Origin of the sequence: Brevibacillus parabrevis, from assembly GCF_022701015.1 — a bacterium.
In the GTDB taxonomy this organism is placed as follows: Bacteria; Bacillota; Bacilli; order Brevibacillales; family Brevibacillaceae; genus Brevibacillus; species Brevibacillus parabrevis.
This window is the reverse complement of sequence record NZ_CP064090.1, coordinates 5,755,573-5,777,937: the sequence shown is the minus strand read 5'-3', so window position 1 is coordinate 5,777,937 and position 22,365 is coordinate 5,755,573. Positions and strand designations below refer to the sequence as shown.

At 51.5% G+C, this 22,365-nt stretch carries 25 protein-coding genes; 19 read left to right on the top strand and 6 right to left on the bottom strand.

Annotation, left to right across the window (positions count from 1 at the left end):
- From cyoD to IRJ17_RS26415, 17 genes are all read left to right on the top strand, one after another.
- Positions 1-318, top strand: a complete 318-nt coding sequence (gene cyoD / locus IRJ17_RS26495) for a cytochrome o ubiquinol oxidase subunit IV (RefSeq protein WP_063228404.1) — start codon at positions 1-3, stop codon at positions 316-318.
- A gap of 137 nt (positions 319-455) precedes the next feature.
- Complete coding sequence (locus IRJ17_RS26490; protein WP_122962779.1) at positions 456-980, top strand: GNAT family N-acetyltransferase; 525 nt, start codon at positions 456-458, stop codon at positions 978-980.
- Positions 981-1,140: 160 nt separating this feature from the next.
- Entirely contained in the window at positions 1,141-1,710 is a 570-nt protein-coding gene (locus tag IRJ17_RS26485) for an FAD-dependent oxidoreductase (protein ID WP_122962780.1), read from the top strand.
- A 167-nt stretch (positions 1,711-1,877) separates the two neighbouring features.
- Positions 1,878-3,401 (top strand): MDR family MFS transporter, encoded by a 1,524-nt coding sequence (locus tag IRJ17_RS26480; protein WP_242772424.1) that lies wholly within the window; start codon positions 1,878-1,880, stop codon positions 3,399-3,401.
- A gap of 13 nt (positions 3,402-3,414) precedes the next feature.
- Positions 3,415-3,933, top strand: coding sequence for a PadR family transcriptional regulator (locus IRJ17_RS26475; protein ID WP_242772422.1), 519 nt, complete (start codon positions 3,415-3,417; stop codon positions 3,931-3,933).
- Positions 3,934-4,027: 94 nt separating this feature from the next.
- Positions 4,028-4,318, top strand: a complete 291-nt coding sequence (locus IRJ17_RS26470) for a DUF3817 domain-containing protein (RefSeq protein WP_122962782.1) — start codon at positions 4,028-4,030, stop codon at positions 4,316-4,318.
- A 114-nt stretch (positions 4,319-4,432) separates the two neighbouring features.
- A complete protein-coding gene (locus tag IRJ17_RS26465; protein ID WP_122962783.1) occupies positions 4,433-4,630 on the top strand; it encodes a hypothetical protein in 198 nt (65 codons plus the stop codon).
- 78 nt (positions 4,631-4,708) lie between these two features.
- Positions 4,709-5,635, top strand: a complete 927-nt coding sequence (locus tag IRJ17_RS26460) for an ADP-ribosylglycohydrolase family protein (protein WP_242772420.1) — start codon at positions 4,709-4,711, stop codon at positions 5,633-5,635.
- Between the two features lie 174 nt (positions 5,636-5,809).
- The gene (locus tag IRJ17_RS26455; protein WP_122962785.1) at positions 5,810-6,328 is read left to right on the top strand and encodes a DUF2179 domain-containing protein; all 519 of its coding nucleotides are present in this window, start codon (positions 5,810-5,812) and stop codon (positions 6,326-6,328) included.
- Positions 6,329-6,520: 192 nt separating this feature from the next.
- Positions 6,521-7,249 carry an amino acid ABC transporter ATP-binding protein gene (locus IRJ17_RS26450; protein WP_122962786.1) on the top strand — a complete coding sequence of 243 codons (729 nt, stop codon included), beginning with the start codon at positions 6,521-6,523 and terminating at the stop codon, positions 7,247-7,249.
- 33 nt (positions 7,250-7,282) lie between these two features.
- Positions 7,283-8,137: a glutamate ABC transporter substrate-binding protein gene (locus IRJ17_RS26445; RefSeq protein WP_122962787.1), complete on the top strand. Its 855-nt coding sequence runs from the start codon at positions 7,283-7,285 to the stop codon at positions 8,135-8,137.
- Between the two features lie 83 nt (positions 8,138-8,220).
- A complete protein-coding gene (locus tag IRJ17_RS26440; protein WP_063228395.1) occupies positions 8,221-8,874 on the top strand; it encodes an amino acid ABC transporter permease in 654 nt (217 codons plus the stop codon).
- A 13-nt stretch (positions 8,875-8,887) separates the two neighbouring features.
- The gene (locus IRJ17_RS26435; protein WP_122962788.1) at positions 8,888-9,538 is read left to right on the top strand and encodes an amino acid ABC transporter permease; all 651 of its coding nucleotides are present in this window, start codon (positions 8,888-8,890) and stop codon (positions 9,536-9,538) included.
- 80 nt (positions 9,539-9,618) lie between these two features.
- Positions 9,619-10,887: a sensor histidine kinase gene (locus IRJ17_RS26430; RefSeq protein ID WP_122962789.1), complete on the top strand. Its 1,269-nt coding sequence runs from the start codon at positions 9,619-9,621 to the stop codon at positions 10,885-10,887.
- A 3-nt stretch (positions 10,888-10,890) separates the two neighbouring features.
- A complete protein-coding gene (locus tag IRJ17_RS26425; RefSeq protein ID WP_122962790.1) occupies positions 10,891-11,808 on the top strand; it encodes a response regulator in 918 nt (305 codons plus the stop codon).
- Between the two features lie 149 nt (positions 11,809-11,957).
- Entirely contained in the window at positions 11,958-13,463 is a 1,506-nt protein-coding gene (gene dgt / locus IRJ17_RS26420; protein ID WP_173596029.1) for a dGTP triphosphohydrolase, read from the top strand.
- A gap of 12 nt (positions 13,464-13,475) precedes the next feature.
- Complete coding sequence (locus IRJ17_RS26415) at positions 13,476-14,201, top strand: nucleotidyltransferase family protein (protein WP_122962792.1); 726 nt, start codon at positions 13,476-13,478, stop codon at positions 14,199-14,201.
- Positions 14,202-14,319: 118 nt separating this feature from the next.
- Here IRJ17_RS26415 and IRJ17_RS26410 read toward each other — a convergent pair whose 3' ends face one another.
- The 4 genes from IRJ17_RS26410 to IRJ17_RS26395 are packed head-to-tail and all read right to left on the bottom strand — an operon-like array spanning position 14,320 to position 17,856.
- Entirely contained in the window at positions 14,320-15,045 is a 726-nt protein-coding gene (locus tag IRJ17_RS26410) for an ABC transporter ATP-binding protein (protein ID WP_122962793.1), read from the bottom strand.
- A gap of 4 nt (positions 15,046-15,049) precedes the next feature.
- Positions 15,050-15,856 carry an ABC transporter permease gene (locus tag IRJ17_RS26405; RefSeq protein WP_122962794.1) on the bottom strand — a complete coding sequence of 269 codons (807 nt, stop codon included), beginning with the start codon at positions 15,854-15,856 and terminating at the stop codon, positions 15,050-15,052.
- Positions 15,857-15,883: 27 nt separating this feature from the next.
- The gene (locus IRJ17_RS26400; protein WP_122962795.1) at positions 15,884-16,471 is read right to left on the bottom strand and encodes a nitrous oxide reductase accessory protein NosL; all 588 of its coding nucleotides are present in this window, start codon (positions 16,469-16,471) and stop codon (positions 15,884-15,886) included.
- Positions 16,468-17,856 (bottom strand): right-handed parallel beta-helix repeat-containing protein, encoded by a 1,389-nt coding sequence (locus IRJ17_RS26395; protein WP_242772418.1) that lies wholly within the window; start codon positions 17,854-17,856, stop codon positions 16,468-16,470. Before IRJ17_RS26395 ends, IRJ17_RS26400 begins: the two co-directional genes overlap by 4 nt.
- Before the next feature lie 281 nt (positions 17,857-18,137).
- Between IRJ17_RS26395 and IRJ17_RS26390 the strand changes: the two genes are divergently transcribed.
- Complete coding sequence (locus IRJ17_RS26390; RefSeq protein WP_122962796.1) at positions 18,138-18,449, top strand: hypothetical protein; 312 nt, start codon at positions 18,138-18,140, stop codon at positions 18,447-18,449.
- A gap of 93 nt (positions 18,450-18,542) precedes the next feature.
- Here IRJ17_RS26390 and IRJ17_RS26385 read toward each other — a convergent pair whose 3' ends face one another.
- Complete coding sequence (locus IRJ17_RS26385) at positions 18,543-19,073, bottom strand: peroxiredoxin (protein ID WP_122962797.1); 531 nt, start codon at positions 19,071-19,073, stop codon at positions 18,543-18,545.
- Positions 19,074-19,286: 213 nt separating this feature from the next.
- Between IRJ17_RS26385 and IRJ17_RS26380 the strand changes: the two genes are divergently transcribed.
- Positions 19,287-20,885 (top strand): FMN-binding glutamate synthase family protein, encoded by a 1,599-nt coding sequence (locus IRJ17_RS26380; protein ID WP_122962798.1) that lies wholly within the window; start codon positions 19,287-19,289, stop codon positions 20,883-20,885.
- Here IRJ17_RS26380 and IRJ17_RS26375 read toward each other — a convergent pair.
- Positions 20,865-22,109: a copper amine oxidase N-terminal domain-containing protein gene (locus tag IRJ17_RS26375; protein WP_122962799.1), complete on the bottom strand. Its 1,245-nt coding sequence runs from the start codon at positions 22,107-22,109 to the stop codon at positions 20,865-20,867. The genes IRJ17_RS26380 and IRJ17_RS26375 overlap by 21 nt on opposite strands.
- Positions 22,110-22,365 lie beyond the last annotated feature (256 nt).

Sequence of the window (22,365 nt, the reverse complement as noted above, 5' to 3'; positions counted from 1 at the left end):
ATGACACAACATCAAAACCATGGCGGTCATCAAGATCACGGATCGCTGAAGTCTTACGTGATCGGTTTCGTTCTCTCGATTGTGCTCACCATCATCCCGCTGGTGCTGGTCATGAATCAGATGCTCGAAAAAACGGCTCTCGTAATCACGATTCTGGTGATGGCCATCTTGCAATTCGTTGTTCAGCTGTTCTTCTTCATGCACATCCGTGAGGGAGAAAAGCCGCGCTACAATGTACAGACACTGATTCTCGGACTTGTGATCGTGTTCACGATTATCGCAGGTTCCATCTGGATCATGATGTTCAACAAGTATTAAGAAGCAAGGGTAATTTTCAAAAACAAACAAGGCGTGATGCGAGCGATTGGCTGCTCGTGTCACGCTTTTTTTCTTGTCCAGCGGCGATGTCCATGCTAAGATAGACGGAATTTATTGACAAAAAGGAGAGAACAAGCATGTCGGAGACACCGTATTTGGTCAAGCCGTCAGTCGAGCGCAAACAGGAGTATTTGGCTTTTTACGAGGAGTGGAAGCAAAGCGGGGAACCGTTCGTTCCATGGGTGATCGGGCACGATCCGCATGATTTTGAGACTTATCTGGCATTCATGGAGCGAGAGGGAAAGGAAGAAAACTTGCAAGCAGGCTGGGTGCCGCACTCTACTTACTGGCTGGTCGATGGAAAAGAGCAGATCGTCGGGGCGGTCAACATTCGTCATCGCCTGAACGAACGGTTGCTGAACGTCGGGGGACATATTGGTTACGGCATCCGGCCCAGCGAAAGACGCAAAGGCTACGCGACGGCAATTCTTGCCCAAGCGCTGGACAAGACGAGGGAGCTTGGCCTGGAGCGGGTGCTGGTCGTGTGCGACAGTCACAATATCGGTTCGGAAAAAACGATTCTCGGCAACGGCGGGGTGTTTGAATCCGAGGTGATCGAAGAGGATGGCAATGTCGTGCGGCGGTTTTGGATTCGTCTGTAAGGTTTTGCGCCAAAGCCGTGCATCGTTTTCTGCGAAGATTTCATACTATTGAAGGGTGCAGAACGTCTTCGCGAGATTTTCAGAGAAGGGAAGGCTTTTCTTTTCACAAACAAAGTATATAATTATGTCTTGTAACACATTTTGGAAAGGGGAGATTTCTTTGTTTGATATCGTGATTATTGGAGCAGGTCCAGCGGGAGGCAGCGCAGCGATTTTCGCTGCAAAAGCAGGCAAAAAGACGCTGTTGATTGACAATGACAAAAGCATGACCAAACGCGCTTGGATGGAAAACCACTATGGCATCATGGAAATCTCTGGCCCTGACCTGATTGAAACGGGGAAAAAACAAGCTGCGAAATTCGGAGCAGAGCTGGTGGAAGACCAAGTAACTAACGTGACGAAAACCGAGCAAGGACTGGTAGTCGAAACGGCGGAAAAAGGCTCGTTCGAAGCGAAGCATGTTATTTTGGCGACGGGAGCAGTCACAGCCCTCGCGGAAACAATCGGCTTGAAGACGAAAGATGGCACGGAGCCAAGAATCAAAACAATAGTAGACGTAGACGCGCAAGGAAAAACGAACATCGACGGCATTTGGGCAGCGGGCACGTGCGCAGGCGTGAGCGTACATACGATCATTACTTCTGGCGATGGCGCCAAAGTTGCGATCAACGTCATCAGCGAGCTGAATGGCGAGCGTTATGTCGATCACGACGTGTTGAAAACGAACTAAGCGAAAAGTAAGGCACCTTCTCTTTTGGGAGAGAAGGTGTTTTTGTATCGCGCGAAGAGAAGGAGAAGCCAGTTGGAGTTCTTCAATATTTTTTTACAGACAAATGGTCAAATTTGAATATAATAAAGAATATTAGTTTGATTTGACTATCAGGGAGGACAACGGCAATGATCGCCAAAGAAAGCAAAGTGAATTTTGTCGTCGCGGGCCTCTTGTTAGGGCTCTTGATCGCGTCTATGGACAACACGATCGTGGCGACTGCCATGGCGACGATTGTGGGCGAGATGGGCGGCATGGACAAATTCGTCTGGGTAACATCCGCTTACATGGTCGCGACGATGGCGGGTATGCCGATCTTCGGCAAGCTTTCCGACATGTACGGGCGCAAGCGTTTCTACATATTTGGCCTGATCGTTTTCTTATTGGGTTCGATTTTGTGCGGAACGGCAAACAGCATCATCGAATTGAGCATTTACCGCGCCATTCAGGGGATCGGCGGAGGCGCTTTGATGCCGATTGCCTTCACGATCATTTTTGACGTGTTCCCGCCGGAAAAGCGCGGGAAAATGACGGGGCTGTTCGGTGCGGTTTTCGGTACTTCCAGCGTGTTCGGGCCGTTGCTCGGAGCGTACATCACGGAGTACGTCAGCTGGCACTGGATCTTTTTCATCAACGTGCCAATCGGGGCGCTGTCTCTCTGGTTTATCGCGAGGTACTACAGAGAGTCGCTTGAGCACCGCAAGCAAAGCATCGACTGGTGGGGAGCGATCACGCTTGTCGGCGCTGTCGTCAGTCTCATGTTTGCCCTGGAGCTTGGCGGCAATCAGTACGCATGGAACTCCGCGCAAATCATCGGACTGTTCACTGCGTTTTTCCTGCTGTTCGTGATTTTTCTGTTTGTGGAAAAGAAAGCATCGGAACCGATTATTTCGTTTGCGATGTTTAAACGCAGATTGTTCGCTACGACGAATGCAGTCGCTCTGCTGTACGGAGCCGCTTTTATCATCACGACGGTCTATTTGCCGATTTTCATCCAAGGGGTATATGGCGGGTCTGCATCCAATTCCGGCTTGCTCCTGACGCCGATGATGCTCGGTTCGGTTGCCGGCAGCCAGGTCGGCGGTTTTCTCACGACGAAAACGAGCTTCCGCAACATCATGCTGCTGTCAGCGGTCTTTTTCGTACCGGGATTGTTTCTGCTCAGCACCTTGTCGCCTGACATGGCTCGCTCTACGGTGACGATCTTCATGACGATTACCGGATTTGGCGTCGGGTTCAATTTCTCGGTTCTCGGGATATCCGCGATTCATGGCTTCGACATGCGTCAACGTGGATCGGCCAGCTCGACGAACTCTTTTTCACGTTCGCTCGGCATGACGCTGGGGATTACGGTGTTTGGCATTTTGCAGCGCAACCAGTTTGAAAATGGCATGGCTTCTGCTTTCTCCGGTCAAGGTGCAGCTGGTGCGATCACCGATCCGCGCGCGATTTTGACGCCGGAAGCAAGAGCTGCGATTCCGGCTCCCGTGCTGGAAAAAATGACGGACATTCTTGCTTCTTCCATCGCTCACACGTTTTTGTGGGCGCTTGTTCCCGCTCTACTCGCGGTCGTCTTTATTTTGCTGATGGGCAATGAGCGAGTGGTAACGTCGGGAAAAAAGGCTCCGCAAGCCAAGCCTGAACGCGGGTAAGAGGGGAGTAGCCATGAGTTTGAAATTGCTTATTTTAGGGCTGCTGATGGAAGGGGAAAAGCACCCGTATGAAATCCAGCAGCAGGTGAAGACGCGAGGAATCGATTGCTACGTCAAATACGCCAAAGGCTCACTCTACTACGCCATCAATCAGCTTGAAAAGGGTGGGATGATCGAGATTACGCAAGTCATTCGCGAGTCTAACCGCCCGGATAAGACAATGTATCGCATCACCAAAACAGGGGAGGCGGAGTTTCAGGAGCTGCTTTTGCAGGAAATGCGCAAGCCGATGCAACTCACCAATCCGATTTATACAGCTCTGACCTTCGCCTCTCATGGCGATCCCGCAAAAATGGGGGAAGCTTTGGCCGTGAACATCCAGGAGGTGCAACGGCTTGCTGCCTTGCTCGAATCGATCATGGAGCAGCAGCTGAATTGGGGGGCGAAGACGATCCTGATTGGGGCGATCGAGCATTTGCATGCCGAGGTGCGCTGGATGGAACGCATTCGCGAACAATCATGGGGCCGCTGATTTTGAATTTATTATGAACAATGGACAATTCTCATCATTTAGATAGTTTTTCGTTTATAATGATGATAATTACAAGCAAGGATGGTATCCGCCCATGATGAATACCGCACTCGGACGTTTTCGCGTTATCGGCATTATTGAAGGAATTTCGTATCTGGTGTTGCTGTTGATTGCGATGCCGCTCAAGTACTACCTCGATTTTCCGGACGCAGTAAAAGTCGCAGGCTCATTGCATGGCTTGTTTTTTGTCCTCTATATTTTGGCCTTGGCTCATGTTACATTTAAGGACAGATGGTCCATTTTGAAGGTAATCGTGGCGTTTATCGCGTCTCTGTTGCCGTTCGGCAATTTTGTTCTGGATGCACGATTGAAAAAAGAGCAATAAAACAACAAAGAGCGCAGAGGAAAGGCGGGTCATCGTACCCGTCTTTGCTGCACCAGCAGATAAGTTCAATCGTAGGTGGGTTGTCTATATTTACCACGACGGGGGAGGATCTGTGTGGAGACCAGGATTTTGGCAGGTGTTCTTTTGTGGGATAACGAAGGGCAGTATGTGCTGGAAACCGTGATGGAGAATCGGTACAAGCTGGTAATGCCGCAGATTATTACCTTCACGCAAAGCGACGAGAAGGTGGCGTCTGACGAGCTGGACGAGCAGCATGTCGGCAAGAGTGTGATTGCCAGATGTTTTGTCTGAAGGAGGTAGGGTAGGCAAGAGCCTATTCTGACCTGCTGATAAATAGATTGATAATTCTGTTAAAAGGTGGTGTTGGCTATGGAACTGCGTGAGCGTTATGCAGGCAGTTTGCTCGGTTTGGCAATAGGGGATGCGCTTGGAGCGACGCTGGAATTTCGCAAGCCAGGCACGTTTGAGCCGCTTACGGAAATGATCGGCGGAGGGCCGTTTGATTTGCAGCCGGGTCAATGGACGGATGATACTTCCATGGCGCTGTGCCTGGCGGAGAGCCTGAGCGAGACGGGGAGGTTCGATCCAGAGGATCAAATGAACCGTTACTTGGCCTGGTATCGCAAAGGGTACATGAGCTGCAAGGATCACTGTTTTGACATCGGCAATGCGACAAAGGAAGCGCTGTGGCGGTATGAACAGACAGGACAGCCATACAGCGGATCGACAGACCCGAGGACGGCTGGAAACGGTTCGATCATGCGGCTGGCTCCTGTAGCGCTCTTTTTCGCAGGCGAGCCGAGGCAAGCCATCGACATGTGCGCCCAAAGCTCGCGCACGACACATGCGGCAGCCCAAGCGGTAGATGGCTGCCGTTTTTTGGGTGCGCTGTTGCTGGGAGCTTTGCAGGGCGTGCCAAAAGATCAATTGCTGGCGGGAGCCTATTCGCCTGTCGAGAATTTGTGGGCAGAGGAACCGCTTGATCCCGGCATTGCCCGCGTCGCTCTTGGTTCGTACAAAGGCAAAGCAGAGACGGAAATCAAAGGATCAGGGTACGTGGTAGAGTCGCTGGAAGCAGCGCTGTGGGCTTTTTGCACGACAGACACATTTGAGGCGGGCTTGTTTCGCGCTGTCAATCTCGGTGATGACGCGGATACGACCGGGGCTGTTTACGGTCAATTGGCAGGAGCCTACTACGGAGTCGAGGCACTGCCCAAGCGAATGCTCGATTTGCTGGCCAAGTGCGAGCTGATCGAGCAGATGGCTGACAAGCTGCTGGATCGGCGGGCAAACTGAGCAAATCTACCCAATTCTTTTGGTCATTAAGCTGTTTTGGGCTGTTGGTGAAAGGCGGCTCGCTGGGAAATTTTAAGCGTCCTTTTCCAGCTAGATTTTGCACGGCACATCGTTTATATTCGAGACGTGATTGGAAAACAGCAATGACCCGGTCTGGGTGGGGGTAGGGGAGAAATGGGCTTCGAGTTTGTGTGGATCATCATCGGGATTAACATTTTGTACGTGTCTTTTTTTACGCTGAGACTGTTGATGGTGATCAAAGGGTACCGCGTGTTGGCTTCGCTCCTGGCGATGGTGGAAGTGTTCGTGTATTTGAAAGGACTGGCGATTGTTCTGGATAACCTGGACAATCCGGTCAACCTCGCCGCTTACTGTATCGGGTGGGGAATGGGCGTGTACATCGGCAGCAAGATCGAGGAATATTTGGCCCTGGGCTATGTGACGCTCCAGGTGGTGGTCGATTCTGTCGATCTGGACGTTCCGGTGAAGCTGCGGGAACATGGCTTTGGCGTCACTTCCTGGGTAGCGGAAGGCCGCGATGGGCATCGGCTCATGATGCAAGTGCTGACCAAGCGCAGCAACGAAAAAAAACTGTGGCAGCTCATTCAGCAGATCGCGCCTAAAGCTTTTGTCATTTCTTTTGAGCCGAAACACTTGAAGGGCGGTTTCTGGGTGAACCGTCTGCGGGGATAAGGCGATCCAAAAACGAAGCCAGTTGACTTTTGTGCCGGGCAGGCATGGGGGCAACTGGCCTTTTTTGTGCTTAAATTCCGTTCACAATTTAGAAAATTATAAAGAGAAATAAAATTGATTTGTATTTTTCTGTAGATTCGGGTAGTTCGCCTTTACGATACAAACTATGAAAGAGAGCAAGGGGGGATCTGGTTGATCAGTTTTCATCAAGTCAACAAACATTACGGAAGCTTCCACGTCCTGAAAAACATCGACCTGCATATCAACCAGGGAGAGGTTGTCGTCGTCATCGGCCCGTCCGGTTCGGGGAAGAGTACGATGGTTCGTTGCATCAACAGATTGGAAACGGTTACAAGCGGAGAGCTTTTGGTGGACGGCGTAAAAGTAAACGACAAAAATACCGACATCAACAAGCTGCGCCGCGATATCGGCATGGTGTTCCAGCACTTCAACCTGTATCCGCACAAGACTGTTCTGGAAAACATCACGCTTGCGCCGATCAAAGTATTGGGTGTCTCCAAACAGGAAGCAGAAGAAACGGCGCTCTATTACTTGGAGAAGGTAGGGATTCCGGAAAAGGCGGAAAAATTCCCGACCCAGCTCTCCGGTGGGCAGCAGCAGCGCGTAGCGATTGCCCGTGGACTGGCGATGCGTCCGAAAATCATGCTGTTCGACGAGCCGACCTCAGCGCTCGATCCCGAGACGATCGGGGAAGTGCTGGACGTCATGAAGACGCTTGCAAAAGAAGGGATGACGATGGTCGTTGTCACGCACGAAATGGGCTTTGCCCGCGAGGTGGCCGATCGCATCGTGTTCATGGACCAGGGAACGATTTTGGAAGAAGCGACACCGCAGGAATTTTTCGCAAGTCCGCGTGAAGAGCGCGCGCGTCTGTTCCTGAGCCGAATTTTGAATCACTAGCCATTCACATAAAAAGAGATGAGGGGTAATCAAATGAAAACAAAAAACGTCTGGAAAAAAATTGCGGGAATGGGTCTTGTCTTGATGCTTAGCGCAACTGCTTTGGCAGGCTGTGGCGGGGCCAAGTCGGAGGGAGGAACCGCTTCGACTGGCGCTGGTGCGGCAGCTGGTACCGGAACATTGGCAAAAATCAAAGAAAGAGACAAGTTTGTCGTCGGCGTCAAGTACGACCTGAACCTGTTCGGTTTGAAAGATCCGGCGTCCGGCAACGTAGAAGGCTTCGACATCGATATCGCCAAAGCGATTGCGAAAAAAGTGCTCGGCGACGAAAACAAAATCGAGCTGAAGGAAGTAACCTCCAAAACGCGCATCCCGATGCTGAAAAACGGGGAAATTGACGCAATTATCGCGACGATGACCATTACCGAGGACCGCAAAAAAGAAGTAGACTTCTCCGACGTGTACTTCCTGGCTGGACAGTCTTTGCTCGTGAAAAAAGACAGCCCGATCAACGGACTCAAAGACCTGCAAAAAGGGATGAAAGTGCTGACAGCCAAAGGCTCCACTTCTGCGAAAAACATTCGCGCCAGCGCGCCTGATGTAGAAGTGCTCGAATTTGAAAACTACGCAGAAGCCTTCACAGCGCTCAAGGCTGGACAAGGCGATGCGCTCACTACCGATAACGCTCTCCTGTACGGAATGGCGAAGCAAGATCCGAACTACCGTGTAACAGAAGAAACGTTCACCGAAGAGCCGTACGGTATCGCGATCAACAAAGGCGACGCCGAGTTTGTCAAAGCCGTCAACGACCTGCTGAAAGAAATGAAGGAAAACGGCGAATACGACAAGATTTATGAAAAATGGATCGGGGAAAAACCAAAAAAATAAGCGGTTCTACTCCATGACGGATGAGCGGTTCACTTCGCCGCTCATTCCCTTATTTTCTTACGACTAGGGGGATCGCTACAGCTATGATCGATTTTTCCATCTTGTTTGATCATTGGGATATGTACCTCGAAGGCTTCTGGAACACGGTGCAAGCCAGCCTGCTCGCTCTCGTCGGGAGCTTTGTTTTGGGAACGCTTTTTGCGATTTTTCGGATTTCGCCGATTCGCCCGCTCAACTGGATCGGAACGGCTTACGTGGAGTTCGTCCGCAACATTCCGCTGATTCTCGTCGTGTTTCTGTTCTTTGTCGGTCTGCCTGCCATGGGCATTTTGCTGGCGCCATTCGTAGCCGGGACGCTTGGACTGACGGTGTACACCGCAGCATTCATTGCGGAGACTATCCGCGCCGGAATTTTGGCTGTACCAAAAGGGCAAATGGAAGCAGCACGTTCCTCGGGACTTACGTACGGACAGGCGATGCGCTACATCATTTTGCCGCAAGCGATCAAGGTCGTCATCCCGCCGATGGGCAACCAGTTTATCAACCTGGTGAAAAATTCCTCGGTGCTTGGCGTTATCGCGGGTCTTGATTTGATGTACTTCGGGGATTTGATCTCTGCCGACACATTCGTGACGTTTGACGTTTACATTTTTGTCGCTATCTTTTATTTGATTTTGACACTTCCGTTGAGCATGCTCGTCAGCTATTGGGAGCGACGCTTGGCTGGAAGCCGCTAAGGGAGGGGAAAACATGGACTTTATCGGAGCATACGCGCCCAGTCATTTGACCTTCCTGCTCGAAGGTTTCTGGCTTACTTTGCAAGTTGCCTTTTTAGCGATTGTGTTCAGCTTTGCTATCGCGATCGTCGTCGGGGTTCTGCGCTACGCCAATATTCCCGGTGTTTCCCAAGCTCTGGCTACAGTCGTCGAGCTGATCCGCAACCTGCCGCTCTTGTTGATTATATTTTTCACGTACTTTGCTTTGCCGGAAGTCGGCATCAAGCTCGACAAGTTTTATGCAGCTGTCCTTGCACTGGTCATCTTTGAAGCGGCGATGCTCTCGGAGATCGTGCGCAGCGGTTTAAAATCGGTGGAAAAAGGGCAAATTGAGGCTGCGCGTTCATCGGGCCTTACCTACGTGCAAACGCTGTGGCACATCATTTTGCCGCAAGCTTTGCGAAGAATGGTTCCGCCGATCGTCAGCCAGTTCATCTCGCTGCTGAAAGACACGTCGCTCGCCGTCGTAATCGCCCTGCCAGAGCTGATGAACCACGCGCAAATCATCAACGGGCGCAACGTCAACTACGTGATCCCGACTTTCCTGCTAGTAGCGGTCATGTACTTCGTCGTCAATTACGCCTTGTCGATCGTGTCCAAACGACTTGAAAACAAACACGCTTGATGCAAAAGCATCTGTTCGGATCTCCAGTTCTTAGTAAAATAGGAATGGGAGATCTTTTTGCGTAGGAAAGGGGGGAATCTATGCGCGAGCGCCTGTTGGTCCTCATGATTATTATGCTGGCAACGGCCTTTTTCGGAGAGATGAAGGTCAATCCGCTTGGAGGATCGTTTCGCTTCTCGCTGGGGATTGCTGCTTTTTCTTTCGGTCTGCTCTGGTTTTCATCCGTACCTGTGATCACGACAGGCTTTTTAACCGGGACGTTCATCCTCGGCTTTCGGGTCGGCATGGACATGCTCATGGGCTACGGCCCGTGGCTGGAAAGCGTGTATGATCACCTTCCCTCTGCGTTTTACTATTTCAGCTTTGCCATTTTGTTCCGGGTGCTGCGGGCAAGAAACTACGTGGAATTTCCGCTGAAAATGGGGCTGATCGGAGCTTCTGTCGACTTTGCTTCCAATCTGGTCGAATTGCAGGTGCGCGAGTTTTTGAACGGTTTTCCGCCGCTTACGTGGCAAGGCTTTTTCATGCTCTTGTTCTTCGGCGTATTGCGCAGCTTTTTCGCTGTCGGTCTGTACAACAGCGTCTCGATCCGGCAAATTCGGGCGGTTGGCGAGGTGCGCCAGCAAGAGCTGGAACGGCTGCGGATGATCAATACTGAGCTTTACGAAGAGGCGTTTTACTTGCGCAAATCGATGACGCAACTGGAGGACATCACCCGTGAAAGCTATCGGTTGTACAGGCGGCTGCTGACGTCGCAGCATGCCGAATCTCCTACGGCTTTGACGATTGCCGAGCATGTGCACGAGGTAAAAAAAGACTCGCAGCGCATTCTCGCAGGTATTTCCAAGCTGATCAATCAGGAGGGACTGGCTCCCCAGATGCCTGTCGGCGAATTGTGCGAGCTGGTGATGCGAGCGAATCAGAAGTATGCGGAGATGCTCGGAAAAGAAATCGAGTTTGCCTGGAGCTGTCAGGTCAGCCTGGCGACCAATCAAATTTATGCGCTGTTGTCTGTGCTGAACAATTTGGTGGCGAATGCCGTAGAAGCAATCGACGGATCGGGTAAAATTGAATTGAACGTCAGACTGGAAGGACGGCAAATCGTCTTTCAGGTGCTGGATACCGGGCCGGGAATCTCGCAGGATGAACGGGAGTGGGTGTTTGAACCGGGCTATACGACGAAATACGACGCGCAGGGCAACGCATCCACCGGGATTGGCCTGACACATGCTAGAGGCATCGTGCAGAGCTTGCAGGGACAGTTGCACATTTTGCGCGATCTGGGAGAGTGGACTCATTTTGAAGTGCGGATTCCGACTCATCAATTGCTGAGAGGGGAGGGAGGATAACCGATGATACGTTTCTTTTTGATTGAAGACGATGCCGTAGTGCGGCGCATGCTGGAGCGAATCATAGCGGACAGCGGCCTGGGCGAGATCGTCGGCCAGGCAAGCGATGGCAACTGTGTCTCCATCGATCAGCTTTACGGAGTAGATGTCGTCCTGATCGATTTGCTCATGCCTGGGCTGGATGGCATCCAGACGATCAAGAAGTTGCAAGCGGAAGGGTTCGCGGGCCGGTTCATCATGGTTTCTCAGGTGGAGAACAAGGAGATGATCGGAGAGGCTTATTTGCAGGGGATTGATACGTTTATCCAGAAGCCGATCAACCGCCTGGAGGTCATCGCAGTGCTCAAAAGGGTGTCTGATTACTTGACGCTGGAAGCCTCTTTGCAATCTATCCGCAAGTCGTTGCAAATTCTTGATGTCAAAGGAAAAGAGCAGCCGACGGGCGGGCTGAAAGCTCATTCCTCCGACGAGGAGGGCCTGGCGCAAAAAGCGAGACAACTGTTGTTGCAGCTCGGGATCGCAAGCGAGGCGGGGGCGCACGATTTGCTCGTCATCATGGGCTGGCTGGCGCAAAACGATCGGGAAGTGGACAAACTGCGGGATTTGCAACTGAAGGAGCTGTACACGCAAATTTTGCTCAAGTTGCACGGCAGCCTCGACGAGCAGGCGTTGACCAAAGAGGTACGGGCGATGGAGCAGCGGATTCGCCGCATGGTGCTGCAAGCGTTTACGCATTTGTCCTCGCTCGGTTTGACGGATTACGCGAACCCGACTTTTGAGCATTTTGCCCCGCGCTTGTTTGACTTCCAGGAAATTCGCCAACGGATGCAGGAGCTGGAAGCCGGAGAAAAGACGACGAAATGCCGCATCAGCGTGAAAAAGTTTTTATCTGTTTTTTATATGGAAGCGAAGGCGATTTGAGTAAGCGAGGATAAGAACAAACGAACGGAAGAGTAGGTAACTCTAGTTGGTTTTTAGGAAAAAAGTAATATTTTTTGTTTGTATAAAGAGACAAAAATACCAAATAATGCGTTTTTGTGTAGTAAAATAGAGAAGGGAGGGATGAGTAGATGCAGAACAGCACATTAATGCAGTGGGAACAACTATTGAGCGGAGTTCGCTTGCGAGATCGACAGGTAAAAGATCGCACAAAGGATAATGAATACGATTTGCGAAATGACTTTGATGATGATTATAGCCGATTGATTATTAGCTCAGCAGTTCGCAGATTACAAGATAAAGCGCAAGTTTTCCCTCTTGATAACAGTGACTTTGTGCGCACTCGCTTAACGCATTCTCATGAAGTGGCGACAATTGGTCGATCACTGGGCATCAGTGTGGAAAAGTATCTTTCGAAACGAAAACCGCAGGCATTTAAAGAGGAGTCTGTTGGAAAACTGAGCGCGCTATTGGCCGTTGCTGGTCTTGTGCATGATTTGGGTAATCCGCCATTTGGTCATTTTGGGGAAGCAGCGATTCAAACTTTCTTTCGGGATTGGTTTGAAAACGAAAAAAATCTCAGGCAACTGGCTGAGGGGAATTCGCAGTATGCAAAGCAGATGCAGGCTGATTTTGAACACTTTGAAGGAAATGCGCAATCGTTCCGCCTGTTGACCAAGCTGAATGGATTAGTGGATGAATATAGCTACAATCTAAGCGCCGCTTCTTTGGCAAGCATTTTGAAATATCCCCGTTCTTCGTTGGAAGGGAACAAAAGCAGAGCAGAGCGCAAAGCACAAGATCTCGGCGTTTCTTACAAAAAATTTGGATACATGACTTCGGAGCAGGAACGTTTTGAGCTAGTTCGCCAATATACCGGAATTATGGATAAACGCCATCCTGTCACGTTTTTGTTGGAGGCGGCCGATGATATTGCCTACTCAGCAGCGGATATTGAAGATGGGTGCAAAAAGAAAGTATTGGACTATTCGATCATTACAGATGTGTTCGCAGAATTTTTCAAAACAGAAGACGATAGAAAGCTTCTCGATTCCTTTGTAAGTGACTTTAAACAAAATACAGAGGAGCGGCGTTCAGACCGTTTAGACAATGCGGTGCAAAAGCTGCGGATTAAGGCGCAGGGAGCCATGATTCATGGAGTAGTGGAAAGCTTCCTCAAATTGCATGACCGCATCTTGAACGGCGACTTTGATGAGGAGATTTTGGAAAATTCGTCAGCAGCGAAGGTTCGGGAAGCTTTCCGAGCGCTTGCAGAGAATTATATTTTTCCGAATCGGGACATTATTACACGCGAGTTGGTAGGGGGAAAGGTGATTCGCGGATTGCTGGAAATATTCGTTTGCTCAGTGAGTACAGATAGCATCTACCAGCTAGCTGAACTGGAGAAGAATATTTTCAAAATCAATGATGAATTTGCCTACTCCGAAAAAGGCAAGAATTTCATGCTGATCTCTGATAATTATCGCTATCTCATGCAGCGCTACCCCTTTTCGCTGCAAGTTGATAAACAGCCAAGTTTGTATGATCGGTTATTGCTAGTGACGGATTTTGTTTGTGGCATGACTGACACTTATGCGTTAGAATTGTATCAAAAGCTATCAGGCATCAAATTGTAAGGAGGGCTACTTATGGGCAGTGCATGGAGATGCGCTCACGAAGACTACAATCAGACAGGCATGATCCTAAAAAGGATTGAACTGTTAAGAGAAGTCAGCCCACAAGTAGACCGCTTGCTACATGACCTTAGCTCCTACGGTAATTTGATTTTGATTGGTGGGGCTGTACGGGATCTGGCTGAGAGCAGAACACCACGGGATTATGACATAATTGTGGATGCTCCTGATACGAGGTTTGCCGAAGCTTTTTCCAGCTTTTCCTATAAACAAAATCGGTTCGGGGGATATAAGCTTAAGGTTGACGGCATTGAATTCGACATATGGGGAATCCAAAGCAATTGGGCTTTTCGCGAACGCTTATTAGCGCCGAACTTTGAGAATATATCTAAAGGGGTCTTTTTCAATTTCGATGCAGTAAGTTTTCATTTGCAATGGCAGAACCTTGATTGCACTTATTTCATGGAAGCGATAAATAGCAGAGTGCTTGATATTTTGCTTGATGATGAGGTCGTATGGAAAAACCCTACTCCAGAGGTTAATGTTGTTCGCGCTTGGAAGATTCACAAGACACGCGGATTGCAGTTTTCCGATCGGTTAAGGAATTATATCAGGGAGTGGGCTGCTACCGCTGACAATCCGCAAGAGAGACTTGTCGAGGCAGAACGAAAGCATTATGGGGATGGAAGTCAGCTATCGTACGATGATTATTCGCAACTGTTATCGCATGTTAAAGCTTAGCCTGAAAAAAAAGAAGTCAGTCGGCGGGATCAACCGTTGACTGGCTTCTTGCGTTTGGACGATAGCTGCGAATGAACAGCGGTGTCACTATCATGTCTGACTGTATGTTCTTCTTTGGCTATGAATGCGCCCGAGACACCAGCTCCGCGAACGCACCGTACAGCCCGACATTGCCGTACTGCTCCTGGTACTGATCAATCGTGTCGTCGCGGACGATTTGTCCGTTCATGAGGAAAATCGCGCGGTCAGCCACGGCGTCAGCTACTTGAAGCTGGTGAGTGGAGAAGATGACCGACTGTCCCGCCAGGCGCAGCTCGCGCACGAGATCGACGAAGGCGTCCATCCAGTAAGGGTCGAGGCCGTTTGTCGGCTCGTCCAGGACGACCAAGGCCGGTTTTGCCAGGATCGCCTGGGCGAACAGCAGGCGTTGCTGCATGCCTTTGGAAAAATGCGAAACGCGCTTGTTGCGGGCATCGTGCAGACCGACGGCTTTCAGCATCCTGTCGGCATCTTCTGCGGTCCGATTGCGCAACGCTGCGTAAAACTCCAATGTCTCGCGTGCAGTCAGACCAGCCGTGAAGGAGAAATGATCAGGCATGTAGCCAATCTGCTGCAAATAGTCGACGCGCTGCTCCTCCCAGCTCATGCCGTTGAGCTGAATCGTGCCTGTAGTGGGACGGAGAATGCCTACCAGCATGCGCAGGATCGTGCTTTTTCCCGCTCCGTTTCCGCCGCACAGAGCGACCACTTCGCCAGGCTCGATGCGCAGGCTGAAAGGATGGACAATCGTTTTGTCGTTGATCGTCTTGCTTACCTGATCGACGGTAAGGCCGAATGTTTGCATCGTGTTATCTCCTTTCCCATGCCCGGGTAGCGATAAACAGCGTAGCGCTAATCCACAGCAGACAGAGTGCGACGAAGCAAACGTCGCCGAGCGCCGAGTCGATCCAGTAAATCCACTTGTAGTATTCCGGCCCGAAAATGGCACCGCCGCCAAGCCGGGTCACAGAATAGACGCGGACAAATTCAGCTGGATTGAAAAAAGTCACGATTTGCAGCAAGGGCTTGATCCATGTGTACGGCACGAAGCTGAGCAAGGAAATCAACAGCGTCGGCCAGGCCAAGATGTAGAAAAACCAGATGCTGACGCCCATGGTCAAAGCTTGCCAGCGATTCCGGCACAGAGCGCCAATCAGCATGGCGATTCCTAAAAATAAAAGGATCAGACAAATCGAGAAGACGAGCAGGAACAGCAGGGTGGAAAAGGCAAAGCTTTTGCCGAGCAAAAGTCCAGCCACCCCGGAGATGCCGTAGCCAAAGCTGACGATGGCAATCAGGACGAGCGCCTGGCCGACGTATTTGCCGATGAGAAACGACGAGGTCGTCATCGCGTAGGTCGAGAGCAGTTGCCAGCTACCTTCCTCTTTCTCCGCAGTCAGGGAGAAAGAGGAGAGGAGCATCGTCATCAGCGGCAGCAAATACAAAATCAGATTGAGCATGGTGCCTGTCGTATACGTGTAGCCTTTCATGTAGGACTGCGACTGGATCACCAGCAGCCCCAGGCTAAACAGGGAAAACAGAGCCATGAAAGAGTAGGCCCATGGATTGCGGAAACCTACCTTCACTTCCCTTTTCGCAATCAGATTGATGTGCAAGGCTCGCCACTTCCTCTATTCGTGGTATTAGTGGTGTGTAGTCGTTGGCGTGCTTGTGCCATTGCCGTGTGCTGGGGCAGGAGTGCTCTCCGTACCGCCGGATTGATGTCCGCCCGAAGAATGTCCGTCTTTTTTCATATGCTCGCTCATGCTGCGTTCCCACGTGTGGCTTTTCAGGCCTTCCGCGTTCATGACGACGCCTTTCTTTTGTTCCGCCACGAATTTGTCCGCTTCCGCTTTGTCTTTGAACGAGTAGATACCGTAGCTCATTGGCGTTTTAAATTCTTTGTCGTAGGCAAAAGTTGCCGTATCGGCTTTTGTCCACTCTGCCGTATAGTAGTCGCGAACGTATTGCATGGCGACTTCGTCTGTTCCGTGTTCTTTCGTCCATTCATGCAAGCAGCCGATATCGTCGAACTTCAGCGCTTTGCCGTCTTTCAAAATGATTTCTGTTGCGTTGTGGTCGTTCGGCACGTGCATGTGGCAGAGGTCACATTTGTCTACGCCTTCCGCGATGTCTACAGGCTGTGCTTCTTCTTTTCCGCAGCCGACCATGAGCAGGCTGATTCCTGCGATTGCTCCCAGTGTGGTTACCCATTTTTTCAATTTCATCATGATTTCTTCACTCCTACGTATATGAATGTACAGCTTCCCAGTAAAAGAATGAGGCCAAGTATGCCAGCACCCCAGCCGCTGGTCGTTTGGGCATCGGCTGCCAAGACAGCGGATGTCGGCATCAGCGGCGAGTTGTCCCGAATCGGACTGCCTGCGCCGTTTGTGAACAAATTTTCCAGAAACACGAAGCCCGGCGACTGGAAAAACAGCTGATAGGCGGGAACGGCGTCAGTCAGGCCGAGGTAAAACGGGTTCATTTCGTACGGCAGATCGCTGATATGATCGCCGTCTACGTCAAGACCGAGCAAGTTGTCCCAATAGTTGCCGTTTATGTTGTCAGTGGCGCTGTCCTGGGCTTGCGCCGCGATGACATTGGAGATGAACTGGTTGTTCGTCCACGTGTTTTGCGAAGAGGACGTGAGCTGCATTCCGACGAAATTGAGCGCCAGTTGATTGCCTTTGACGGTAATCCCGGTCGAGCGCTCCAGGTACAGTCCGACCCGGTTCCCTTCGATGCGGTTGTCCGTGATGAGCGAATTTTGCACATCGTACAGCAAAATGCCTTGGGAGTTCGGGTTTTTCTGCTGCTTCAAAAATTGGTTCCCGATGACTGTGGCTTCGCTTGTTTCCATCAGCATGGCGCCCGTCACATTTTCGCTGCCGGTATTGTTTTTCAAAGTTGTATTCGTGGTGCCCATCAGGTGATAGCCGTAGCGCGACTTTTCCACCCAGTTTTGCTCCAGCTGATTGCCGCTGCTTTTCTCCAGGTAGATTCCGTCAAAGACGTTCGTCACCTGATTGTCGGTCAGGCGATTGTCATTCGAGTCGTACAGGTCGATGCCGTTTCCTTTTTGAGCCTGGACCGTCACCTTTGGCTTGCTTTGGCTTTTGGACAGATGAGCGCTGTGATCGTGGCCGGCATCACTCGTACTGCCCCTGTCTTTTACCTTGCCGATGACGAAAACTTTGTGCAGCGTATTGGAGTTGGCCCCTCGCAACTGAACGCCCGTTCCCATCGTATCCACGGTGACTTTTTCCAGCAGATTGCGGTTGCCCTTGACGATAATCGAGGCATCCTCGCTGTTGATTCTCCTGTCCACCACCGTAATGCCTTGCAAGGTAACGTCGTCTGCCGCGATGATCAAGGCAGCTTCCTCGCTCGGGTTGGTCAGCTTGACGTCTCCGTCTGCCACCAGTTTGAGCGGCTTCGTAATGCGAATCGGCCCTTCGTATTTGCCTTCCGGTATCGTGATAGTTTCGCCTGGTGCCGCCCGGTCGATCTGTGCTTGCAAGGAGTCTGCGGACTCTTCCGCCAGCGCTGTGAGGGCAGCAGGCATGACAAGCGCGATTGCCAAGGAAGCAGACAGCAGTTGGCGAAGCGCCATTTTTTTGTTCCTAGTACGAGTCAGGGTACGTTCCCCCCTTTGTAATGAGAGCTCTCGATAATTCCTCCTGAGGGAAGGGGCTGCCAGCTAAGACTAGGATAGCAGTCCCGATTCATTTGCGTATGACTCAAACGGGCTATAAAAGGTGTCAAAAATCGCAACGATTATAAAAAATGGAAGGGACTTGATCCGAAAGCGGAGGTGCCGGAAAGGCTGGAAAAGGGCAGCGAAAGCGGTCATACTAGCTAGGAAGAATACAGGAGCGAAAAGGAGGGCGGGGCATGGACGCGACGATCGAAAAAGCACTGCGCCAGACGCTGGATGCGTGGGAGCGGATGAAAAGAAGCCATGAGGATGACGCCGAAGATGACGCCAACCAGTTCGAGGCGTCGTTTTACAAGCTGATGGATGCGATTCGCGGCTGGTTCAATGAGCTGCCAGCAAAGCCCGAATCGCTGGAAGACGCGCTGCTGCTTCCCGATTTGGCAGAGGTCGCCGACCAGATGCCGGGCGAAATCGTGCTGAACTTCGAAACGGAGCTGGAGCTGATCGTGGACGGGCAAATACGCGTGGACGACGAGAAGTACGATTAGGCTGTTTGTTCGCCAAAAAGAAACCTCGACCGGAGCTGTCAACCAGCTCATTCGGTCGAGGTTTTTCGTTGCCTGTCAGTTGCTGTATGCCTGTTAAGAGATCGTTTTTTGCCCTGGCTTCCAGTCCATCGGACACAGGCCGCCGGATTGCAAAGCTTCAATGACCCGCAATGTCTCATCTACGCTTCGGCCCACTTTGGAGTTGGAGACAACCGCATACTGCAAGATGCCTTCCGGGTCAATGATGAAGCTCGCCCGCAGGGGTGCTTTGGTCGCTTCATCGAGCACGCCGTAGCTGTTGGTCGCTTCTTTGCTGTAATCAGAAGCCAGCGGGAACGACAGCGGCCCGATTCCGTCGCTTGCTCTCATCCAGGCTTTGTGCGTATGCACACTGTCTCCGCTGACGCCGAGCACTTCGACGTTCAGCTCACGGAACTCGTCAATTCGGCGATTGAGACTGAGAATTTCGGTCGGGCATACTTTGGAAAAATCAAATGGATAAAAAAATAGCAGCAGCCACTTGCCGCGGTAATCGACCAAGCTTTTCGGAACAGGGAAGCCGTTGTCAAACGTCACGGTGTCCATCGTAAAATCGGGTGCGGGAAGTCCAATGCGTGCGCTCATCGAGAATCTCCTCGTTTCTGTAGGCATGATGTATGGTTCTGCTATCAAATTATCATGAATGATATTTATAATCAATATCATTTGAAAGTTACTTTAAATAATATTTTGCACAAAAACAGGAGCGGAATTGCCCTAAACCGCCGTACTGTATGAGAGGAAGGATCAGGTAGCATCCTAATGAACGAAGATGCTCAATGCCGGAGGGGAAACAAGATGCAGTCGATACTTTTGATCATAGTGCTCGTGGTGGTGGTACTGCCGCCGCTTGTCTTTTTCGGATATATGTACGCCTTGTCCAAACAGCCGAAGCATTCGATTATCCGCTCGCACCCGTTTTTGGGCTGGGTGCGCTATTTGCTGGAAAAGCTCGGGCCGGAATTTCGCCAATACTGGTTTGACAACGACACAGACGGCAGACCGTTTTCCCGCGCTGATTTCGTCGGGTTGGTCTACGCGGCGAAATACCGCACGGATCTCATCTCGTTTGGCGGCAGACGAGATTACGAAAAGCCGGGCTTTTACTTGTCCAACGCCATGTTTCCCAAGCTGACGAGCGAGCTGCGGGTAGACAACGAGCAAGTGCTTGTGGGCAAAAAGTACGTGATTACAGATGAGGGCCTGTTCACTCGCCAGGAAAAGTTCATCGAGGAACAAGTGAAGCCGTGGCTGCTGGCTGATCAGGATGCGATTGTCGTGGGAGAGCGCCGCGAACACCCGTGGCGGCTCAAAGGCATGTTCGGGGCATCTGCCACATCGTACGGGGCGGTCGGAGAAAACTACATTTTGTCTACGGGAAGCGGAGCCAAAATGGCGGGCGGCTCCTGGATCAACACAGGAGAAGGGGGCGTGGCGGAAGTCCACCTCGCTACAGGCGCGGATATCGTCGCACAGATCGGGCCAGGCATGTTCGGATACCGCGATGACGAAGGGCGATTCTCGATCGAGGAATACAAGCGCAAGGCGAGTCAGCCTGCGATCAAAGCGTTTGAACTGAAATTTCATCAAGGGGCAAAAATACGGGGCGGCCATCTCGAAGGCTCCAAGGTGACAGAAAAGGTGGCGGCAGCGCGGCTGGTGCCTGTGGGCAAAACGGTCAATTCCCCCAACCGTTTTGCGTTTCTGACCAAACCAGAGGAAGCTCTCCGGTTTGTCGGCACGTTGCAGGAAGCGGGCGGAAAACCAGTGGGAATTAAAATCGTCGTCGGTGACGCCAAAAGGCTGGAGCCGCTGTTCGCCAAAATGACCGAGCTGGATATTTACCCCGATTTCATTACGGTTGACGGCTCGGAGGGAGGTTCTGGCGCGACTTTCAAAGCGATGGCGGACGGGATGGGGCTGCCGCTCTATCCTGCGCTGCTCATCCTCGACGATGTGGCGCGGACATTCGGCGTGCGTGACCGCTTCAAAATTTTTGCGTCCGGCAAGCTGATCACGCCTGACAAAGTGGCGATTGCTCTCGCCTTAGGGGCGGACGCTGTCAACTCCGCGCGCGGCTTCATGATGGCGAACGGCTGCATCATGGCGATGCAATGCCATACAGGCAAGTGTCCGACCGGAATTACGACCACGGACGCCAAATACCAGGAGGCGCTCGCCCCGGAAGAAAAGCAGTGGCGGGTCATGAACTACATTTTGCAGTTGCGCGAAGGCTTGTTTTCGCTCGCCGCAGCCTGTGGACTGGAAAGCCCGCGTGATTTTACGCGCGAGCATGTCGTCTACACGAATGAAAGCGGCCAGAGCGTGCGGGTAGCGGATTTGTTCCCGTATCCCGAGCCCGAGCAGCCCGGACACTCAGAAGCTGTCTTGCTTTAGTTTCGTCCAGTGGTTGTAGTCATGAATGGCAAAGCCTGCGTAGCTTGCGTGCTGAGCGAGCTTTTCCTTGGCGAGCTGAAGCTCTGTTTTCAGCACATGTGTCGGCAGCGAATGAAAAGTCGTATGGGCACCTTCCGCGCTGGGGGCGGTTTCGATTCCGACGATGACCTGCTTGCCCAATGTGCCCGCTTCCCGCAAAATCGGCTGGGCATTGGCGATGATTCCGTCATTGCCCAAAGCGGAGTTGCGGTAATCCATGATGACCACCGCATCGGCTTTTTCCAGCATCCACGCACTCAAACTGTAGCGGGTGTCGGGAACCTTGACCTGATGCAGCCAAAAAGGAATGTCCAGCGTAAGCCGCAGACCGTTCGCTTTTGTTCTGCGCTCGATCAGGCGTATGCTGTCCATCCAGTTGCTGACGACCCGTGTCTGATCGCTTTTCCATTCGGGAAGCACGTACGGTTCAATGTCAAAATGCAGCCCGGAAAACCTCTCCTCAGGGGCGACAGCCGCATTGTAGGCTTCGACCCAGTCGATAAAAGCCTCGATCTGGCTGTGGCCGGAAGGAAAAGCCCATCCGGGGCGGCCGTTCAATGCTTCTACTTTGATTTGCCTTTTTTGCGCTTTTTGCATGAACGATTGGTATACAGCTTGCGGAATGTCCTTGTCGATTTGCAAGTAAATGCTCGTCACTTGCTGTTCCGCGGCAAATTCAATCATTCGCTCCTGTTCCTGACCGCTCAAAAGCAAGGACGCATCCCACAGCCACGTGCTGTGCTGCTTTGGAGCGGCTGTCGCGATAACAATCAGATTGCGCTCGGCGTTCCAATCGATCCGGGCGTCAAATGATTCGCTGATAAAACGGAGCGGCACCATTGTCCGGCCATTGCGGAGCGCAGCTGCCGTATCCAGCTGGACTTGCTTGCCGTTCACGTGCGCAATGCTTTGACCGACCGTCAGCCTGATCGTGGTTGTCGCGTTTTGCAGCGTAACCTGTCCGGTTTTTGCATCCCATTGCGTGCGCAGCCCGAGCTTTTCAGCCACGAATCTGACGGGCACCAGCGTACGTTGCGAGCGTGCGTCTACATACGGCTGGACGTCGGGAAAGGCGACAGCTTGCCCGTTTACCGTGACGTCGACGGGCTGTGCGCAGACAGGAGTGCCGAAGGAAACAGCGCTTTGCAGTACAGCCAGCGCCATGATTTGCTGAATTTTTTTCATCTGTCATGTCCTCAATGTTTTTCATTTCAGGCAGGTGCTGTCTTATTGTACTATGGGGTTGTTTTCCAGTGCCTGATCGAAAGGATGCAAGGCCAAACAGACCGCCTGTGAAGAAACTCCTATTTTTCGGGAGAGCCTTTACAACCTATGGCAAACAGGATAATATGTATAAAAATGACAAAAGGAACAAAAAAATCAGGCTATTGTACACCTTCCTTCTACTCAACTTGGATATTAGGGGTACTGCTTTCCTGAT

What these genes read in the sequence shown, in the direction of transcription:
- cyoD (WP_063228404.1), top strand. Translation starts at nt 1, where the DNA reads ATGACACAACATCAAAACCATGGCGGTCATCAAGATCACGGATCGCTG.
- IRJ17_RS26490 (WP_122962779.1), top strand. Translation starts at nt 456, where the DNA reads ATGTCGGAGACACCGTATTTGGTCAAGCCGTCAGTCGAGCGCAAACAG.
- IRJ17_RS26480 (WP_242772424.1), top strand. Translation starts at nt 1,878, where the DNA reads ATGATCGCCAAAGAAAGCAAAGTGAATTTTGTCGTCGCGGGCCTCTTG.
- IRJ17_RS26475 (WP_242772422.1), top strand. Translation starts at nt 3,415, where the DNA reads ATGAGTTTGAAATTGCTTATTTTAGGGCTGCTGATGGAAGGGGAAAAG.
- IRJ17_RS26470 (WP_122962782.1), top strand. Translation starts at nt 4,028, where the DNA reads ATGATGAATACCGCACTCGGACGTTTTCGCGTTATCGGCATTATTGAA.
- IRJ17_RS26460 (WP_242772420.1), top strand. Translation starts at nt 4,709, where the DNA reads ATGGAACTGCGTGAGCGTTATGCAGGCAGTTTGCTCGGTTTGGCAATA.
- IRJ17_RS26455 (WP_122962785.1), top strand. Translation starts at nt 5,810, where the DNA reads ATGGGCTTCGAGTTTGTGTGGATCATCATCGGGATTAACATTTTGTAC.
- IRJ17_RS26445 (WP_122962787.1), top strand. Translation starts at nt 7,283, where the DNA reads ATGAAAACAAAAAACGTCTGGAAAAAAATTGCGGGAATGGGTCTTGTC.
- IRJ17_RS26440 (WP_063228395.1), top strand. Translation starts at nt 8,221, where the DNA reads ATGATCGATTTTTCCATCTTGTTTGATCATTGGGATATGTACCTCGAA.
- IRJ17_RS26435 (WP_122962788.1), top strand. Translation starts at nt 8,888, where the DNA reads ATGGACTTTATCGGAGCATACGCGCCCAGTCATTTGACCTTCCTGCTC.
- IRJ17_RS26430 (WP_122962789.1), top strand. Translation starts at nt 9,619, where the DNA reads ATGCGCGAGCGCCTGTTGGTCCTCATGATTATTATGCTGGCAACGGCC.
- IRJ17_RS26425 (WP_122962790.1), top strand. Translation starts at nt 10,891, where the DNA reads ATGATACGTTTCTTTTTGATTGAAGACGATGCCGTAGTGCGGCGCATG.
- dgt (WP_173596029.1), top strand. Translation starts at nt 11,958, where the DNA reads ATGCAGAACAGCACATTAATGCAGTGGGAACAACTATTGAGCGGAGTT.
- IRJ17_RS26415 (WP_122962792.1), top strand. Translation starts at nt 13,476, where the DNA reads ATGGGCAGTGCATGGAGATGCGCTCACGAAGACTACAATCAGACAGGC.
- IRJ17_RS26410 (WP_122962793.1), bottom strand. Translation starts at nt 15,045, where the DNA reads ATGCAAACATTCGGCCTTACCGTCGATCAGGTAAGCAAGACGATCAAC.
- IRJ17_RS26400 (WP_122962795.1), bottom strand. Translation starts at nt 16,471, where the DNA reads ATGATGAAATTGAAAAAATGGGTAACCACACTGGGAGCAATCGCAGGA.
- IRJ17_RS26395 (WP_242772418.1), bottom strand. Translation starts at nt 17,856, where the DNA reads ATGGCGCTTCGCCAACTGCTGTCTGCTTCCTTGGCAATCGCGCTTGTC.
- IRJ17_RS26390 (WP_122962796.1), top strand. Translation starts at nt 18,138, where the DNA reads ATGGACGCGACGATCGAAAAAGCACTGCGCCAGACGCTGGATGCGTGG.
- IRJ17_RS26385 (WP_122962797.1), bottom strand. Translation starts at nt 19,073, where the DNA reads ATGAGCGCACGCATTGGACTTCCCGCACCCGATTTTACGATGGACACC.
- IRJ17_RS26380 (WP_122962798.1), top strand. Translation starts at nt 19,287, where the DNA reads ATGCAGTCGATACTTTTGATCATAGTGCTCGTGGTGGTGGTACTGCCG.
- IRJ17_RS26375 (WP_122962799.1), bottom strand. Translation starts at nt 22,109, where the DNA reads ATGAAAAAAATTCAGCAAATCATGGCGCTGGCTGTACTGCAAAGCGCT.